This is a genomic window from Salipiger sp. (assembly GCF_059781815.1).
Map to the genome: position 1 here is coordinate 1 of NZ_JBYNAH010000114.1, position 16,026 is coordinate 16,026.

15 protein-coding genes and 1 tRNA gene are annotated in these 16,026 nt (G+C 68.4%); 8 read left to right on the top strand and 8 right to left on the bottom strand.

Annotation, left to right across the window (positions count from 1 at the left end; translation table 11 throughout):
* Positions 1-60: 60 nt before the first annotated feature.
* Positions 61-1,326, bottom strand: a complete 1,266-nt coding sequence (locus tag AC6RA4_RS14175) for an MFS transporter (protein WP_500161334.1) — start codon at positions 1,324-1,326, stop codon at positions 61-63.
* A 405-nt stretch (positions 1,327-1,731) separates the two neighbouring features.
* Positions 1,732-1,986 carry a DUF7218 family protein gene (locus tag AC6RA4_RS14180; protein WP_500161335.1) on the bottom strand — a complete coding sequence of 85 codons (255 nt, stop codon included), beginning with the start codon at positions 1,984-1,986 and terminating at the stop codon, positions 1,732-1,734.
* Between the two features lie 102 nt (positions 1,987-2,088).
* On the opposite strand from AC6RA4_RS14180, the gene AC6RA4_RS14185 reads away from it, so the two are divergent.
* The 3 genes from AC6RA4_RS14185 (at position 2,089) to AC6RA4_RS14195 (ending at position 4,714) form a co-directional block, all read left to right on the top strand.
* The gene (locus AC6RA4_RS14185) at positions 2,089-3,696 is read left to right on the top strand and encodes a peptide chain release factor 3 (RefSeq protein ID WP_500161337.1); all 1,608 of its coding nucleotides are present in this window, start codon (positions 2,089-2,091) and stop codon (positions 3,694-3,696) included.
* 255 nt (positions 3,697-3,951) lie between these two features.
* Positions 3,952-4,377 carry a MerR family transcriptional regulator gene (locus tag AC6RA4_RS14190; RefSeq protein ID WP_500161339.1) on the top strand — a complete coding sequence of 142 codons (426 nt, stop codon included), beginning with the start codon at positions 3,952-3,954 and terminating at the stop codon, positions 4,375-4,377.
* Positions 4,322-4,714, top strand: a complete 393-nt coding sequence (locus AC6RA4_RS14195; protein ID WP_500161341.1) for a carboxymuconolactone decarboxylase family protein — start codon at positions 4,322-4,324, stop codon at positions 4,712-4,714. Before AC6RA4_RS14190 ends, AC6RA4_RS14195 begins: the two co-directional genes overlap by 56 nt.
* Positions 4,715-4,795: 81 nt before the next feature.
* Here the strand turns inward: AC6RA4_RS14195 and AC6RA4_RS14200 are convergent, their stop codons facing one another.
* The 6 genes from AC6RA4_RS14200 to glnE form a co-directional block, all read right to left on the bottom strand.
* Complete coding sequence (locus tag AC6RA4_RS14200; RefSeq protein ID WP_500161343.1) at positions 4,796-5,386, bottom strand: YeeE/YedE thiosulfate transporter family protein; 591 nt, start codon at positions 5,384-5,386, stop codon at positions 4,796-4,798.
* A 3-nt stretch (positions 5,387-5,389) separates the two neighbouring features.
* Positions 5,390-5,938: a YeeE/YedE thiosulfate transporter family protein gene (locus AC6RA4_RS14205; protein WP_500161344.1), complete on the bottom strand. Its 549-nt coding sequence runs from the start codon at positions 5,936-5,938 to the stop codon at positions 5,390-5,392.
* 396 nt (positions 5,939-6,334) lie between these two features.
* The gene (locus tag AC6RA4_RS14210; protein ID WP_500161346.1) at positions 6,335-8,263 is read right to left on the bottom strand and encodes an OmpA family protein; all 1,929 of its coding nucleotides are present in this window, start codon (positions 8,261-8,263) and stop codon (positions 6,335-6,337) included.
* Positions 8,264-8,379: 116 nt separating this feature from the next.
* A complete protein-coding gene (locus tag AC6RA4_RS14215) occupies positions 8,380-9,630 on the bottom strand; it encodes a vWA domain-containing protein (RefSeq protein WP_500161348.1) in 1,251 nt (416 codons plus the stop codon).
* Between the two features lie 129 nt (positions 9,631-9,759).
* Positions 9,760-10,023: a hypothetical protein gene (locus AC6RA4_RS14220; RefSeq protein WP_500161350.1), complete on the bottom strand. Its 264-nt coding sequence runs from the start codon at positions 10,021-10,023 to the stop codon at positions 9,760-9,762.
* Complete coding sequence (gene glnE, locus AC6RA4_RS14225; protein ID WP_500161352.1) at positions 10,020-12,797, bottom strand: bifunctional [glutamate--ammonia ligase]-adenylyl-L-tyrosine phosphorylase/[glutamate--ammonia-ligase] adenylyltransferase; 2,778 nt, start codon at positions 12,795-12,797, stop codon at positions 10,020-10,022. Before glnE ends, AC6RA4_RS14220 begins: the two co-directional genes overlap by 4 nt.
* Before the next feature lie 102 nt (positions 12,798-12,899).
* Between glnE and AC6RA4_RS14230 the strand changes: the two genes are divergently transcribed.
* The 5 genes from AC6RA4_RS14230 to AC6RA4_RS14250 all read left to right on the top strand — a co-directional run.
* Complete coding sequence (locus AC6RA4_RS14230) at positions 12,900-13,367, top strand: YbaK/EbsC family protein (protein ID WP_500161354.1); 468 nt, start codon at positions 12,900-12,902, stop codon at positions 13,365-13,367.
* A gap of 68 nt (positions 13,368-13,435) precedes the next feature.
* Positions 13,436-14,500, top strand: coding sequence for a site-2 protease family protein (locus tag AC6RA4_RS14235; RefSeq protein WP_500161356.1), 1,065 nt, complete (start codon positions 13,436-13,438; stop codon positions 14,498-14,500).
* A 73-nt stretch (positions 14,501-14,573) separates the two neighbouring features.
* Positions 14,574-14,650 (top strand) — tRNA-Ile (locus AC6RA4_RS14240).
* A 310-nt stretch (positions 14,651-14,960) separates the two neighbouring features.
* Entirely contained in the window at positions 14,961-15,614 is a 654-nt protein-coding gene (gene zrgA / locus AC6RA4_RS14245; RefSeq protein WP_500161357.1) for a zinc uptake protein ZrgA, read from the top strand.
* Positions 15,598-16,026: ATP-binding cassette domain-containing protein (locus AC6RA4_RS14250; RefSeq protein WP_500161359.1), on the top strand; the 429-nt coding region annotated here is incomplete at its 3' end. The genes zrgA and AC6RA4_RS14250, both read left to right, overlap by 17 nt.

The window sequence follows — 16,026 nt, forward strand, 5'->3', positions numbered from 1 at the left end:
TTTGTGGCTTACCTTTTTAATTTATTGGGGGGCGTTTGAGCCGGGACCGACGAGGCGCCGTCACTCGGCGGGCGGATCGTCGTGGGAGGCCTCTGCCTGTTCGACCGCCCAGCTCGTCGCAACCTCGACCGCCACCGGAGAGGTCGTCGGCAGCACGTTGAGGTAGCTTTCGGTGTCTTCCACCTGCGGCGCCGGGCGCTGTGTCATGCGGTAGAGCGCATAGAGCGCGATGCCCGAGAAGGTCACGGTCAGCACCAGCCAGAAGCCCTGCGGGCCAAGCGTCTGCATCGCCCAGCCGCTGAGCAGCGGGCCGGCGATCGCGCCGAGGCCGAAGATGAAGACCAGGCCGCCCGACGCGGCCGGCATGTCGTCGGCGGGCAGGTCGTCGTTGGTGTAGGCGAGGAACAGCGAATAGAGCGGCGTGGTGACGCCTCCGGCAAGGAAGGCCGCGACCAGCAGCAGCTCCGGATGGGCGGCGGTGGTCAGCCCGAGGGCGCAGGAGCCCGCGCCGATCGCTGCCGCGGCGAAGATCAGCTTGCGCCGGTCCATGATGTCGGAGAGCCAGCCGATCGGGTATTGCAGGACGAGCGCGCCGGCGAAGAGCGTCGCCACGAACAGCGCGATCTGCGGTGTCGATAGGCCGATCTGGGTTCCGAACACCGCTCCCATGCCGGACTGCGTGGCGTAGATGCTGCCGAGGAAGAACGTGCCCACGGTGGCCAGCGGCGCGATCCCGAAGAGCTGGCGCAGCGACATCGGCCGCGCGACGCTGACCGCGGGGGTCGGTGTGGCCGAGAGCAGGATCGGGCCGAAGGACAGCGAGACGAGGATCGAGGCGACGATGAACAGCGCCGAGGTGGCGGCGTCTCCGAAGGTCAGCAGCCATTGCGCGCCGATCACGCCGAGGGTCTGGGCGATCATGTAGGCCGAAAGGATCTTGCCGCGGGTGTCGTTGGTGGCGGCGTGGTTCAGCCAGCTTTCGGCGGCCACGTAGACCCCGGACATGCAGAAGCCGATGATCAGGCGCAGCGGCGTCCAGGCCCAGGTCTCGGTGACCAGAGGGAAGGCGATGAGCCCGGCGGACATGAAGCTACCCAGCGCCGCGAAGACCCGCACGTGCCCCACCCGGCGGATCAGGATCGGCGTGACGCGGGCGCCGGAGAGAAAGCCGATGTAATATCCGGACGTGATGATGGCGAGCGCCGCGGCGGAGAAGCCTTCGATGTCGCCGCGCAGGCCGATCAGGGTGAACTGCATGCCGTTGCCCAGCATGATGAGGAGCGTGCCGAGCAAAAGCGCCCAGACGCTGCCAAGGACGGAAATCATGCGGGGCCTCTCGGATTGCGGGCTGGGATCTCCCGGATCCATGCCGCAGGAACCAACGCTTTGCGAGCGCCGCAGCGTCACGCGGCGTGCGCTTCGCGACATTGCTGAAGATTGCGGCGCTTTCGGGCGCATTCGACCGCTTGCGACGCGCGCGCTCCGGGCCCGACAGCGGCGCAAACGTCTGGCGTGTCAGGGGGCCAGCCCCCTCTTGGCCTACGGCCAATTCACCCCCGAGGTATTTTGAAACCAGAGAAGACACGAGGAGAGCGCCCCTGGCTTCTCTTCGTCAAAAATACTCCCGCCGGAGGCAGGCCGGCGATCGCGTCCGGGCGCGTCGCCGGGGATGCGCGCCGGGACCCGTCCAGGTCGTCCCACGCAAGAGAATGGCCCCGGGCGCAGGCGCGCTCAGTGATTTCGCAGAGCCTCGATGAGCTCGTCCTTGGTCATGTCCGAGCGCCCGTCGATGCCGATCTCCTGCGCGCGGGCATAGAGGTCGTCCTTGGTCCACTCTTCGTAGGGCGGCGCCTTGCCGCCTTTCTCGGACGGGTTCATGTCGTCATTGGCCTGCGCGTTGGAGATGCGGGCGGCCTTTTCCTTCGACATGCCCTCGTCGCGCAGGTCTTCGTAGAGTTTCTCGTTCTTCAGGCTCGGGTTGGCCATGATCGGTCCTCCTTCTGTCGCGGTCAGAACCCGCGAGGCGCGGCGGCGGTTCCGCGCAGGCCGCTCTTCCCTTGGCGCATGGCCGGGGTTATATGCGCGCTCATGCTGGACACGCCCTCGAACCGCCCCGACCTCCCCGCGGAAATCGCCCGCCGCCGCACCTTTGCGATCATCTCGCACCCGGATGCCGGCAAGACCACGCTGACGGAGAAATTCCTGCTCTATGGCGGCGCCATCCAGATGGCCGGACAGGTGCGCGCCAAGGGCGAGGCGCGGCGCACGCGCTCGGACTTCATGAAGATGGAGCAGGAGCGCGGGATCTCGGTCTCGGCCTCGGCCATGTCCTTCGATTACGGCGACTTCCGCTACAATCTCGTCGACACGCCCGGCCACTCGGATTTCTCCGAGGACACCTACCGTACGCTGACCGCGGTGGACGCGGCGATCATGGTGATCGACGGCGCCAAGGGCGTGGAAAGCCAGACCCAGAAGCTCTTCGAGGTCTGCCGCCTGCGCGACCTGCCGATCCTGACCTTCTGCAACAAGATGGACCGCGAGGCGCGCGACGTCTTCGAGATCATCGACGAGATCCAGGAGAACCTCGCCATCGACGTGACGCCGGCCTCCTGGCCGATCGGCATGGGGCGCGAGTTCGTCGGCTGCTACGACATGCTGCGCAACCGGCTCGAGCTGATGGACCGGGCCGACCGCAACAAGGTGGCGGAATCGATCAAGATCGACGGGCTCGACGATCCCAAGCTGGCCGAGCACGTGCCGGCGGAGCTGCTCGAGCAGCTCAAAGAAGAGATCGAGATGGCGCGTGAGCTGTTGCCGGCGCTCGATCCGCAGGCGGTGCTTGAAGGCCACATGACCCCGATCTGGTTCGGCTCGGCGATCAACTCCTTTGGCGTCAAGGAGCTGATGGACGGCATCGGCAGCCTCGCCCCCGAGCCGCAGCCGACCAGCGCCGAGCCGCGGCAGATTTCGCCCGACGAGAAGAAGGTCTCGGGCTTCGTCTTCAAGGTGCAGGCCAACATGGATCCCAAGCACCGCGACCGGGTGGCCTTTGTGCGCCTCAGCTCGGGGCATTTCAACCGCGGCATGAAGCTCACCCATGTGCGCTCCAAGAAGCCGATGAGCATCACCGCGCCGGTGCTGTTCCTCGCCTCCGACCGCGAGCTGGCGGAAGAGGCCTGGGCCGGCGACATCATCGGCATTCCCAACCACGGCCAGCTGCGCATCGGCGACACGCTGACCGAGGGGGAGGCGCTGAAGGTGACGGGCATCCCCTCCTTCGCACCAGAGCTGTTGCAGGGCGTGCGCGCGGGCGACCCGATGAAGGCCAAGCACCTCGAGAAGGCGCTGTTCCAGTTCGCCGAAGAGGGTGCGGCCAAGGTCTTCAAGCCGAATATCGGCTCGGGCTACATCGTCGGCGTCGTCGGCGCGCTGCAGTTCGAGGTGCTGGGCGCGCGGATCGAGCAGGAATACGGCCTGCCGGTGCGCTTCGAGGCCTCTCAGTTCACCTCGGCGCGCTGGGTGCATGGCGACAAGGCGGCGGTGGAGAAATTCGTCAACGCCAACAAGCAGCACATCGCCCACGACAATGACGGCGACGTGGTCTACATGACCCGCCTGCAATGGGACATCGACCGCGTGGTGCGCGACTATCCCGAGATCACCCTCTCGGCCACCAAGGAAATGATGGTGTAAACGCCGGTCCGGGCCCCTTGGGGCCCGGCAAATGCTCCGGGGGAGCGTTTGAGGCGTTTACGGGCGGAGCCCAGCCTGTCCGGGCCCCCTTGGGCCCGGCAAACGCTTCTTGGGAGCGTTTGCGGCCTTTACGGGTGGAGGCCCACCAGCCCGGCCCCTCCCCGTCTCCGCCCCCCCTCACTCAACTTTCCGCTTGACCTGGAGTGCGCTCCAACCCCTAGCAAGGGAAGCGTCGAACGGAGAGGAGCCCGGATCATGCGGATCGCCGAGTTCGCGCGGGCCACCGGCTTCCCGGTGGATACGCTGCGCTATTACGAGAAGATCGGCCTCATCGACCCGCCCCTGCGCGACAGCGCCGGACACCGTGTCTATGGCGACGCCGAGCTGCGCTGGGCCGAATTCCTGCACAGGCTCAAGACCACCGGCATGTCGATCTCCGAGATGCTGGCCTATGCGCGGGCGCGGGCCGAGGGCGATCACACCGCCCCCGAGCGCGCCGGCATGCTGCGCGACCACCGGGCCGAGGTCGCCGCCCGCGTGGCGGAGTTGCAGGAGTGCCTTTCCGTTCTCGACACCAAGATCGCCACCTACGAGGCGATGATGTCAGACGCGAAAGGACCTGACCATGACGCACCAGACGACAGAGACCAGAGCGGAGCGCGGCCGCAGGCTGCTGAATGAGATCGACGGCGCCGCCGGAGAGGCGGTGATCGCCAGCCTGCAGGACATCGCCCCCGATTTCGCCGAGCTGCTCTTCGAGTTTCCCTTCGGCGACATCTATGCCCGCGAGGGCCTGTCGCTGCGCGATCGCGAGATCGCCACCGTGGCGGCGCTCTCGGCCATGGGCACGGCACAGAGGCAGCTGGGCGTGCATGTGCACGGGGCGCTGAATGTCGGGGTGACGCGGACGGAGATCGTCGAGGTGATGATGCAGATGGCGGTCTATGCAGGCTTTCCCGCGGCGCTCAATGCGCTTGCCGTCGCCCAGGAGGTGTTTGCCGAGCGCGACGCCGCCTGACCGGCCTCCGCGAACGGACCGGGCCCCGCCAGAGACCGGCGGGGCCCGGTTGACGCGATGCGGGCGCTTGCTCCGGAGCGCTTACTCCGCCGGGACGTGCTTCTCGACGTGACCGCCGCCGAAGCCGTCCGGCAGCACGAAGGCCACCAGCACGAAGACCAGCCCCAGCGCGATGCCCAGAAGGTCGCCCGAGACCGCGAAGAGGCCCGCGTAGTCCGAGCCGGGCACGGTACCCAGCGTGACCTTGCCGCCGGCGATGTCCGCGAGCAGGCCGCTGGCCTTCCAGACCGGGTAGGTCGCCATGTAGGCGGCGGCACCGAAGAGACCGCCGGCGATGAAGAACAGCGCATCCTTGCGGCCCGTGGCGGCGGCGCAGACGCCGGTGCCGGGGCAGAAGCCCGAGGCCGCCCAGCCTGCGCCCAGCAGCAGGCCGCCGATGAACACGCCGATATAGGCTGCCTTCACCGACATGTGGCCGACCTCGACGAGGCCGATCATCTGGCCGCCGAACATCAGGATCGAGCCGGTGCCGATGGCCAGCAGGATGGTCTTCATCAGCCGCAGCCGCCGCAGTGTCAGCATGCCGGTGATGACGTTGGGATTGGTGGCGCCGATGCGGTCCAGCACGAAGCCGAAGGCAGCGCCGATGACGATGGCGAGCACGATCTGCATGGCTCAGTCCTCCCGGTACATGGTCATGGCGACGGGCACCGCGGCGAGGAAGGCGCCGGCGGCGAAGATGTAGCCCGAGAGCGCGGTCTGCATCATCCCAGACATCATGTGCCCCGAGGTGCAGCCGCCCGCGAGCCGGGCGCCGTAAAGCACGACGAAGCCGCCGAGGAAGGCGACGAGGTAGCGCGTGCCAGGGCTGTCGCCGAAATTGGCCCGCCAGATCGCCGGGGCGCGGCGCTCCTCGCGCGAGACGCCGCCTTTCAGCAGCGACGACAGCAACGCGCCGGCGGCCATCGCCAGCACGAAGATGAAGCTGTAGTTCAGCGGGTTGGCGGCGCTCTTGGCGTATTTGCCGCCGGATTTCGCCATATAGGCGTTGGTCGAGGTCCAGCCCTCGTCGGTCTGGGTGATGAACTCGGGCGAGACCGCGTCGGCCACGATGCCGTCGAGGATGACGAATTGGGTGCTCACCCCGATGGGCTTCACCAGCAGGACGGCGGCAAAGAACACCACGCCCAGCAGCACGCCCCCGATTTTCCAGTTCCAGGTCATGCGACCCTCCCTTGCGTATGACATTCTGTTTTCAGAATGCATATCACATTCCGACTTTTGCATGACTCAGATCAAGGCGGGCGACGTGAGGCTGGTCTCCTGCCCCGGCCGGTCGCGCCGCAAGGATGCACGGGAGGTGCGGGAGATACTGAGAAACCCTGAACATAGCGAATGAAAACAAAGGATTGAGGCACGCGCCGGAGGCGCCGCTTGAACGCTGCTCGCGTCAGTCCCTGCGGTTCGGTGCAGGGCCCGGTCGCTGTAAGTCCCGCCGGAAATCCGCAAATAAACCGGACCCGGCGGGCTGATGCCGCGCGGCAAGGCCCCCGCCGCGCTTGAGCGACGCAGAAAAAAAGGGGCGCCAAGGCGCCCCTTTGTCGTCCGTCTACCTGCGGGTCAGCTACCCTGCAGAAGCGACGTGATGCGACGCACCGCGGCGCGACGGTTGGCGCGTTCCGAGGTCTGGGTCTCGATGGCCAGATCGCTCTCGCCATAGCCCTGCAGCACCATGTTCTCGGGCGGCACGTCGAAATACTCGGTCAGCGCCAGCGCCACCGACTCCGCGCGACGATCCGAGAGCGCGAGGTTGTAGCCCCAGCCACCCGTCGCATCGGTATGGCCTTCGATCAGGAAGACCTCGCCCGGGTTGTCGGCGATGACACGCTTCATGGCATTGCCGAGCGCCGCCAGCGCCTGCGCCTCCTGCGGACGGATCGCCGCCGAGCCGGTCTCGAAGTTGATCGAGTCGACGCTGATCTCGGGCACCAGATGGCGCACGTTGTCGATGTTGCGGATCTGGTTGAGCGAGAACGTGCGGCCCACATCGGTGCCGGTCTCGGCGGCCAGCGCCGCGGCCAGATCGGCCTCGTCGACCTCTCGGATGTTCATCCGGCGCGGGGTCTCCTGGGTCTGCGGCAGATCGTTGACCACCACCTGCTGCTCGGCCTGCGTGTCGTCGAAGAGCACGATCTGCTCGCCATCCGGCAGGGCGCGGATGCGGCGCAGCACCCGGCCATCGGCGGCCTTCACGGTCTCGACCGCGTTGCCATCCTCGTACTCGACAACGGTGCGGGTAGAGCCGTCATCGTAGCGATAGGTGGTCACGTCCGAGCCCGGGCGGCGCAGCAGCACGTCGTCGTTGCGCAGCACGCGGTACTGGCCGTTCTCCTCGACCACCAGACGGTCGCCGGTGTTCTCGACCACCTTGGCGTCGTCCGACAGGAACTTGCTCAGCGCTACCGCCCCGAGACCGGCAATCGCGGCGGTGCCGAGATTGCGCAGCGTGTCGTTGCGATCGTTATCATCGGCGCTGCCGCCATTGCCCTCGGCGGCGCGCTGCTGCCCCTGTTCGAGCGCCTGGCCGATGCGGGTGCTGAAGTCTTCGTCGGAACTGCGCACATCGGCATCCGAGACCTCTTCCTCGACCACTTCCGGCTCAGCCCCCTGAGAGAGCCCCAGCGCGGCGGCGGCGGCTCCGAGCTGCTGTGAGATCCGGGCGGCGGCGTCGGCTTGGTCCTGATCCGAGACCTGTTCCGGCTCGGCCTGCAGGCTCGGTTGCTCGGCCGCCGCCTGCTTCTTGGCCTGCTTCTCGGCTTTCTTCGCGGCTTTCTTGGCGGCCTCGTCCTCGGTCTCGCCATCGCTCGCCTGCGTGGCCTCTGCCACCGGCTGCGCCGGCGCCGCCCCGACAGGATTGTCCTGCGCCTGAGCCTCTTCGAGCGCTTCGCGCAGCTCATCGGCCTTGTTGACAAGGCCGGCTGCAGCGGCCTCTGCGGCAGCCTTGGCAGGATCTTCAGTCCCGGCACCAGCCTGCGCCTGAGCCCCAGCCTCCGGCGCCGCGCCGGTGCTGCCTGCGGCGGCGCTGGCGCCGTTCTGGTTTGCGGCGTCGGCCTGCTTCGGCATTTCCTGCGCTTCCGGCGATCCCGCATTCGCCCCGGCCGCAGGAGCCGCCTCGGTGCCGCCCGCCGCAGTCGCCGCGGGTTGGGCTGCGTCCAGCTCTGCCTGCGCCTTCTCGACCGCCTTGTTGAGCGCACCGTTCTCGCCGGCCAGCGCCGCTGCGTCGGGCAGCTCGGCGACGCGCGCGCAGGTCACACCCTCGGGGGCGCCGCCCCCCTCGCACAGGGCCTGAAGGCGGGCCAGCTCGGCCACGAACTGCTTGCGGTTCATCCCCTTGGTCTCGAACCCCACGTCCAGCGAACCGTCCTGTGCGCTCCTGAGGATCTGCTTCGGCGTCATCCCGTCGAGTGTCTGCGCCAGTGCGGGCAGCGCGAGCCCGGCCATCATCACCAGCGCCGTGGTGGTTTTCAGAAACGGTTTGGTCATGCTCATGTTGCGTCCTTTCCTCCGTGCCGCTCGTGACGAACGGCGGTTTGAAGGGCACAACGCGACCAGACGCATTTTGTTCAAAATATAGGCAAAAGCTCGCCGACGCGGGCAGTCGCCGCTCAGAGCGCCGCCAGCAGCCGCGCCTTCTCGCCGGCATCGTCGGGGCGCGAAATCGCCTCGGCCAGTTCCTCGAGGGAGCGGATCGAGTGGCCGGCGCGGAAGCTGTCGACATGGGGCAGCATGGCGCGGATGCCGGCGGCCTTGGGCGCGAACCCGTCCCAGCGCAAGAGCGGGTTCAGCCAGATCAGGCGCCGCGCCGAGAGGTGCAACCGCTCCATCTCTTTCTCCAAGGCCCCGGCATCGTCACGGTCGAGCCCGTCAGTGATCAGCAGCACCACCGCGCCCTGCCCCATGACCCGGCGTGACCAGTCGCGGTTGAACTCGTGCAGGCACTGGCCGATGCGGGTGCCGCCCTGCCAGTCCTGCGCCTCGGCCCCGGCGGATTTGAGCGCCGCGTCGACATCGCGCGTGGCGAGGTGGCGGGTGATGTTGGTGAGGCGGGTGCCGAAGGTGAAGGCGTGCACCTTGGCCCAGCCGGCGCCCTTCTCGTTGGCCACCGCGTGCAGGAAATGCAGCACCATGCGGGAATACTGGCTCATCGAGCCGGAGATGTCGCAGAGCACCACGAGGTTGGGCCAGCGCGGGCGTGGCTTGAGATGGGCGAGCTCGCGCAGCTCGCCGCCCTGCCGCATCGAGCCGCGCAGGGTGCGGCGCCAGTCGATGCGGCGGCCATCATGGGCCGCCATGCCGCGGCGCGAGGGGATCGGCTTTACCGGCAAGGTGAGGCGGGCGATCATGCGCTTGGCCTCGGCGATCTCCTCGGTCGACATCTGCTCGAAATCCAGCGTCTTGAGCTTTTCCTCCGCCGAGAGGGTGAAGGAGCTGTCGACCTCGATCTTGGTGGCCTCCTCCTCGCCCTCGGACTGCGGGATCTCGGGCATCTGGTCGCCCAGCAGCGCCTGTGCTGCGCGCTTCTCGGCGGATTGCGCGATCTTCTCCTCCTGCACGCCGCGCACCGCCGGCAGCATCATCGACATCATGTGCTCGAGGTAGCGCGGGTCGCGCCAGTAGAGCCGGAAGACCTGCGCAAAGACGACGCGATGCTCGGGGCGGTTCACGAAGCAGGCATGCAGGGTCCAGTAGAAATCCATCCGGTCGGTGAAGCCCGCCGCCGCCACCGCGCGGATCGCGTCGATCACCCGGCCCGGCCCCACGGGAAGACCGGCGCGCCGAAGGGCGCGGGCGAAATGGATGATGTTCTGCGCGAGCCGCGGATTGTCGGGGATCGCGATGGGCACGTATTCGGGCATCAAGCCTCTGCTCTGGCCGGCAGCGCGTGCGCCGGGCTCCCCTCCTCCGGGTCGGGCCAGCGAAGCGCATCGCACGGCGCGGGGCAAGTGGTTCCTTGGTCGCGGGGGCCCGTCAGTTATACCGGCCTGTCAGTTGCGCCGACTCGAGGCGCCTCCCCGCCGGCGCGGTGCGCCGCCGCGCTCTATGCCCTCGCGCAGAACGGCGGTCATCGGATGACCCTCCTCAGGGTGACGGTCGAGCAGCACCTCGATCAGCGGGCGCGCCTCCGCATCCTTGGGCAGCGACAGCGCCCAGTCGAGGAAGATCGAGCGGCATTCCGCATCGGTGATGCCCTCGATGCGGTAGGCCTCGGCAATCAGCCCCTTGGGGTCTTCGGGGGTTCCCTTCTTCATGTCTCGGGCTCCGGCAGGGCGGCGTCGATGATATCGGCGGCGCGGGTGGTCATCTCGGAGAGCTTCTCGCGCAGTTCGTCCGGTCCGTCGGTCCCGGTCAGGCGGGTCAGGAAGGCGCAGCCCCCGGCGCCAAGCTCGGTCGGGTCGAGCGCGCCCTCGGCGATCAGCCGGGCGCCGATCTGCAGGCTCCAGCACAGGCGGTAGGTGGCGGCGAGGTGATCGGCATCGGCCTTGGCAAGCCAGCCCTCGCGCGCGGCCATCGCGAGCCCACGGGTGGTGCGCCGCGGCGCCTGCCCCGAGAGCAGCGCGCCGGCCTGCGCGGTGAGCTCGATATCCTGCATCCGCCCACGCCCGATCTTGGGATCCCAGGCCGCGCCCTGCCCCTTTGCGGCGGAGATGCGCGCCCGCATGGTGGCAAGCTCGCCCAGCACCTTGTCGCGCGACGGCGGGCTGGCGAGCAGCTCGGCGCGCAGCGCCTCGACATCCTCCGCCAGCGCCGCAGGCCCCGCCACGACACGCGCCCGGGTCAGCGCGAGATGCTCCCAGACCCAGGCCTGTTCGCTCTGGTAGGCGCGGAACGCCGCCAGCGAGGTCGCCACCGGCCCCTGATTGCCCGAGGGGCGGAGGCGCATGTCGATCTCGTAGAGCTTTCCTTCGGCCATCGGCGCGGTCATCGCGGTGATCGCGGCCTGCGTGAGCCGGGCGTAATATTGCCGTGCGGGCAGCGGGCGGCGCCCATCGGAGGCCTCGACCCCGTCGGGATCGTAGATCGCGATCAGGTCAAGATCGGACAGCGCGTGCAGCCGCCGCGCGCCCAGCGAGCCCATGCCCACCACCACCGCGCCGCGCCCCGGCGCCGGCCCGTGCTTGCGGGCAAACTCCTGCGTCACCACCGGCAGCACCGCGGCAAGCGAGGCCTCGGCGAGATCGGCATAGTGCTCGCCTGCCTCCTCCGGCTCGCTGAGCCCGCGCAAGAGATGCACCCCGGCACGGAAATGCCATTCCTTCTGCCAGCGCCGCGCCATGTCGAGCCGGGTCTCGTAGTCGCTTTCACGAGCAAGGACCTCCTTCAGCTCTGCGGTGAGCGCGGCGCCACCGGGCCACGGGCTGAAGAAATCGCCGCCGATCACCGCGTCGAACACGCTCGAATTGCGCGACAGGTGCCGCGCCAGATCCGGCGAGGTCGAGACGATGTCGATCAGCAGGTCGATGAGCTGCGGATTGGCCTCGAAGAGCGAGAAGAGCTGCACCCCGGCGGGCAGCCCAGCGAGGAAGCCGTCGAAGGCCGAGAGCGCCTCCTGCGGCTTTGCCGCCTTGGCGAGCCGTCCGAGGATCTCGGGCTTCAGGCGCTTGAAGATCTCCACCGCGCGGCCCGAGCGCAGCGCCGGATAGCTCGGCCAGCGCGCCACCAGCTCGCTGCGCTCGATCTCGTCGGGCACGTCGGTCTCGCAGGGCGCGTCGGGGGCAAAGAAGCCCTCGGTCAGCTCGTGCACCTCCTCGAGCCGGCGCTTTAGATCCTGCTCGAGCTCGGCCCGGTCGCGCCCGCAGAGCGCCGCCAGCCGGTCGAACTCAGCATCCTGGCTCGGCAGGCGATGGGTCTGGGCGTCGCGCAGCATCTGCACGCGGTGCTCGATCTCGCGATGCGCCCGGTAATGTTCGGTGAGCTTCTCGGTGACGCTTTGCGGCACCCAGCCGGTCTCGGTCAGCACCCGCAGCCCGTCGACCGTGCCGCGCACCCGCAGCTCCGGGTCGCGCCCGCCAGCAATGATCTGGCGGGTCTGGGTGAAGAACTCGATCTCGCGGATGCCGCCCCGGCCCAGCTTCATGTCGTGCCCCGGCAGGGTGATCGGCCCGTGACCATGCTTGTCGCGGTAGCGCAGGCGCATGTCGTGGGCGTCCTGAATGGCGGCGAAATCCAGATGCCGGCGCCAGACGAAGGGGCGCAGGGTCTCGAGGAAGCGCTCGCCGGCAGCGAAGTCCCCGGCGCAGGGCCGCGCCTTGATATAGGCGGCGCGCTCCCAGGCGCGGCCGAGGCTCTCGTAATAGCGCTCGGCGGCCTCCATCGAGATGCAGACCGGCGTCACCGCCGGATCGGGGCGCAACCGCAGGTCGGTGCGGAAGACATAGCCCTCGCCGGTCAGGTCGCCGAGACTGCCCGACATCCGCCGCGTGGCGCGGACGAAGGCGCTGCGGGCGTCGTGGAAATCGTCGCGCTCGAAGCGGCTCTCGTCGAACAGGCAGATCAGGTCGATATCCGAGCTGTAATTGAGCTCGAAGGCCCCCATCTTGCCCATCGCCAGAACCACCATGCCGCCGGCGGAGGGGATGTCGTCCTCGGTCGCGCCCGGCAGCTTGCCGCGCCGGATCTCGCGCGCGATGGCCGCCTGAAGCGCCTTCTGTACCGCGAGATCGGCAAAGCGGGTGAGCGCGCCGGTGACCTCCTCAAGCGTCCAGACCCCGGCCAGATCGGCAAGCCCGGTGAGCAGCGCCACGCGGCGCTTGGCCTGCCGAAGCGCCACGTCGACCTCGTCGGGCGCGCCCTCCTCGAGTGCCTTGAAGAGCGCCGGCAGCGCCGCCTCGGGATCGTCGAGCGCGCCTTGCAGCCAGCTGGCCTCCTTGCGGATCAGGCCCTGAAGATAGGGGCTGGTGCCGCCGGTGCCCTCGATCAGCCGGGCGGTGTCGCCCTCGGCCCAGGGCGTGGCGGCAAGCGCCTCGGCGCCGAGGTCGGGCTCATAGGGGCGCGGCAGGCGGGTGATGCGGGATGCAAAGCTCATGGCGTCTATATGGCGGCGCGCGGCGGGGTTGCGCAATCCCAAGCTCTTGCAGCGGCACGCCAGCCACGGTCTAACGAGCCCCGGCAAGATCAGGAGAGCATGATGAGCAAGAGCCTCAAGCGCGTCCGCGCGGCGCTGGAAGACGCAGGGCTGACGCCCGAGATCCGCGAGGTGGGTCAGGCCCGCACCGCGCAGGAGGCCGCCGACAGCGTCGGCTGCGAGATCGACCAGATCGCCAAGTCGATCATCTTCCGCGCCGAGGAGAGCGGCGCGGCGGTGCTGTTCCTGACCGCGGGCGGCAACAAGGTCTGTGCCGAGAAGGCCTCGGCACTGGCCGGTGAGCCGCTGGGAAAGGCCGATGCGACGCTGATCCGCGGCCAGACCGGCTTTGCCATCGGCGGCGTCTCCCCCGTCGGGCATCTCAATCCGATCCGGGCGTGGATCGATCCGCGGCTGCTCGAGTTCTCCACGATCTGGGCCGCCGCCGGCACGCCGCGGCACGTCTTCGCGCTCGACGCACACCTGCTGCCGGGTCTGACCGGCGCCGTACCTGCGGCCTTTACGCTCTAGGCGGCGCGCCCCCCTTGCCGCGCTCGCGTGGCGGGGCCATGCTGCCGGAAAAGCAAGGAGATCTGGTCATGGGCTGGTCTTTTCCCATCGGGCGGCTGTTCGGCTCGGAGCTGCGGGTGCACGCCACCTTCTTCCTGCTGCTGGCCTGGATCGGCGTCTCCGCCTGGTCCTATGGCGGGCCGGCGGCGGCGTTGCAGAACGTGGGCTTCGTGCTGGCGCTCTTCGCCTGCGTGGTGGCGCATGAGTTCGGTCACGCGCTGACCGCGCGGCGCTACGGCATCAAGACGCCCGACATCACGCTCTTGCCGATCGGCGGCCTCGCCCGGCTCGAGCGCATGCCCGAAAACCCGCGGCAGGAGATCCTCGTGGCGCTTGCGGGCCCGGCGGTGAACATCGTGATCTGGGCCGTGCTGATGCTCTTCGGGGCGAATACCCATCTCGACGAGCTGATCGAGCTCGGCAATGCCCCGGGCGCCTTCCTTGGCCAACTCGCGGCGGTGAACCTGTTCCTCGCGCTGTTCAACCTGCTGCCCGCCTTCCCGATGGATGGCGGACGGGTGCTGCGCGCCGCGCTGGCCACCCGCATGGACCGGGTGCATGCCACCCGCGCCGCGGCGACCGCGGGGCAGTTCATGGCGTTTCTCTTTGCCTTCTGGGGGCTGGCCTCGGGCAATTTCATGCTGCTGCTGATCGCCATCTTCGTGTTCTTCGCCGGCCAGGCCGAGAGCCAGGATGTCAGCTCGCGCGCGGTGGCCAAGGGGCTGATGGCGCGCGACGCGATGATCACCAGCTTCGAAAGCCTGAGCCCGTCCGATCCGATCCATGTCGCGGCCCAGACCCTGATCCGCACCACCCAGCACGAGTTCCCGGTGCTCGACGAGGACGGCAAGCTCGCGGGGTTCCTCACCCGAACGGCGCTGTTCCACGCCGTGGCCGAGGGCAAGAATACGCTCGAGGTCGGCGCCGCGATGGAAGACGTGCCGCAGGTGACGCTCAACGCCCCGCTCGACACCGCGCTCGACGCGCTGAGCGAGGCGCCTTCGGTGGCGGTGATCGACACCGACTCGCGGGTGCTGGGCTATATCACGCGCGAGAACGTCGGCGAGCTGATGGTGCTCCGGACCCCGCGATAGGCGACGTTCCGGCACCCCGCCCGCGCGAAGCGCTTGACCCCGGTGCCCGGAATGTTACGGAGACTGTCACGGTGGGCCTGTAGCTCAATTGGTTAGAGCAGGGCGCTCATAACGCCTTGGTTGCGGGTTCAAGTCCTGCCGGGCCTACCAGAGATACCGCCGGAGAGGACGAGCACGCGCCCGCTGCGGATCGGAGACCCGGCTGCCCTGCCGCAAGCTGCAAATCACCGTGCAAAGCGATGCCCTCCGCCTCCCCTGAGATTCTTGCCTTCGCGGTCGCCAGCGTCGCTGCCCGATACGGCAAACCGGGAACAAATCCGGCCTTGATGAGACAAGCCCCTGCCTTTGGCGCGCAAGATGTCGCGGGGCTCGACTCCGCTTTCGCTCAAGAATTGGTATGTTATATCATTGTCACACTGCTCCGCTAGACGGCGCGAATTCGACTGCGAAAGGACCCAGCATGCCTCCAATCCGTTTCACCGCCATGGCCATCCTGTTGGCCGCGCCGCTTGCGCCAGCGCTGGCACAGGAGCACCGCGAGCTCGGTGCCCATGAGCATGGCGTCGGCCAGCTTGACATGGCCATCGAGGGCGGACGCATCTCGATGGAGCTGCGCGCGCCCGGGGCCGATATCGTCGGCTTCGAACACGCCGCGCGCTCGGATGCGGACCGTGAGGCGGTGACGCTGGCGCTTTCGAAGCTCGAGGCCCCTCTCGCGCTTTTCGTGCTGCCCGACGCGGCCGGTTGCACCGTCGCCCTCGCCCATGCAGAACTGGACATCGAGGCGCACGAGTCCGACGAGGCGCACGACCATGACGAGGACCACGCCCATGAGGACGCGCACGACGAGCAGGCCCATGAAGATCATGACGATCATGAGCACGACGACCATGCCGACGAGAACGACGACCACGCCCCGAGCCACAGCGAATTCCACGCGGAATACGCCTTGGATTGCGCCGCGCCGTCCGAGCTCACGCAGATCACCTTCGCCTATTTCGAGGCCTTCCCGAACGCGCTCGAGCTCGAGCTGCAGCTGTTGAGCGATCAGGGTGCGCAGGCGTTCGAGATCGACAGACAGGCCCCGGTGCTCGACCTTGCCGGACGGCTCTGAACTCACCGCGCCGGCGGTGCGGATCGACGGGCTGCGCTTCCACTGGGGGCGCGGCGCGGGCTTTGCGCTGTCGGTGCCCGAGCTTTGCATCGCGCCGCGTGAAAGCGTGCTGCTGCTGGGCGAGAGCGGCTCGGGCAAGTCCACGCTTCTGTCGCTGATCTGCGGCATCGTCACCGCGCAAGCCGGCAGCGTCGCCATCGCCGGCACCGATCTTGCCAAGCTGCGGCCCGGCGCGCGCGATCGTTTCCGCGCCGAGGAAATCGGCGTGATCTTCCAGCAGTTCAACCTGCTGCCCTATGGCAGCGTCATCGACAACATCTTGCTACCGCTGCGCTTTGCGCCCAACCGCCGCAGCCGCGCCGGGGAGGCCCGCACCGAGGCCGCGCGGCTCTGCACCGCGCTCGGCCTGCCG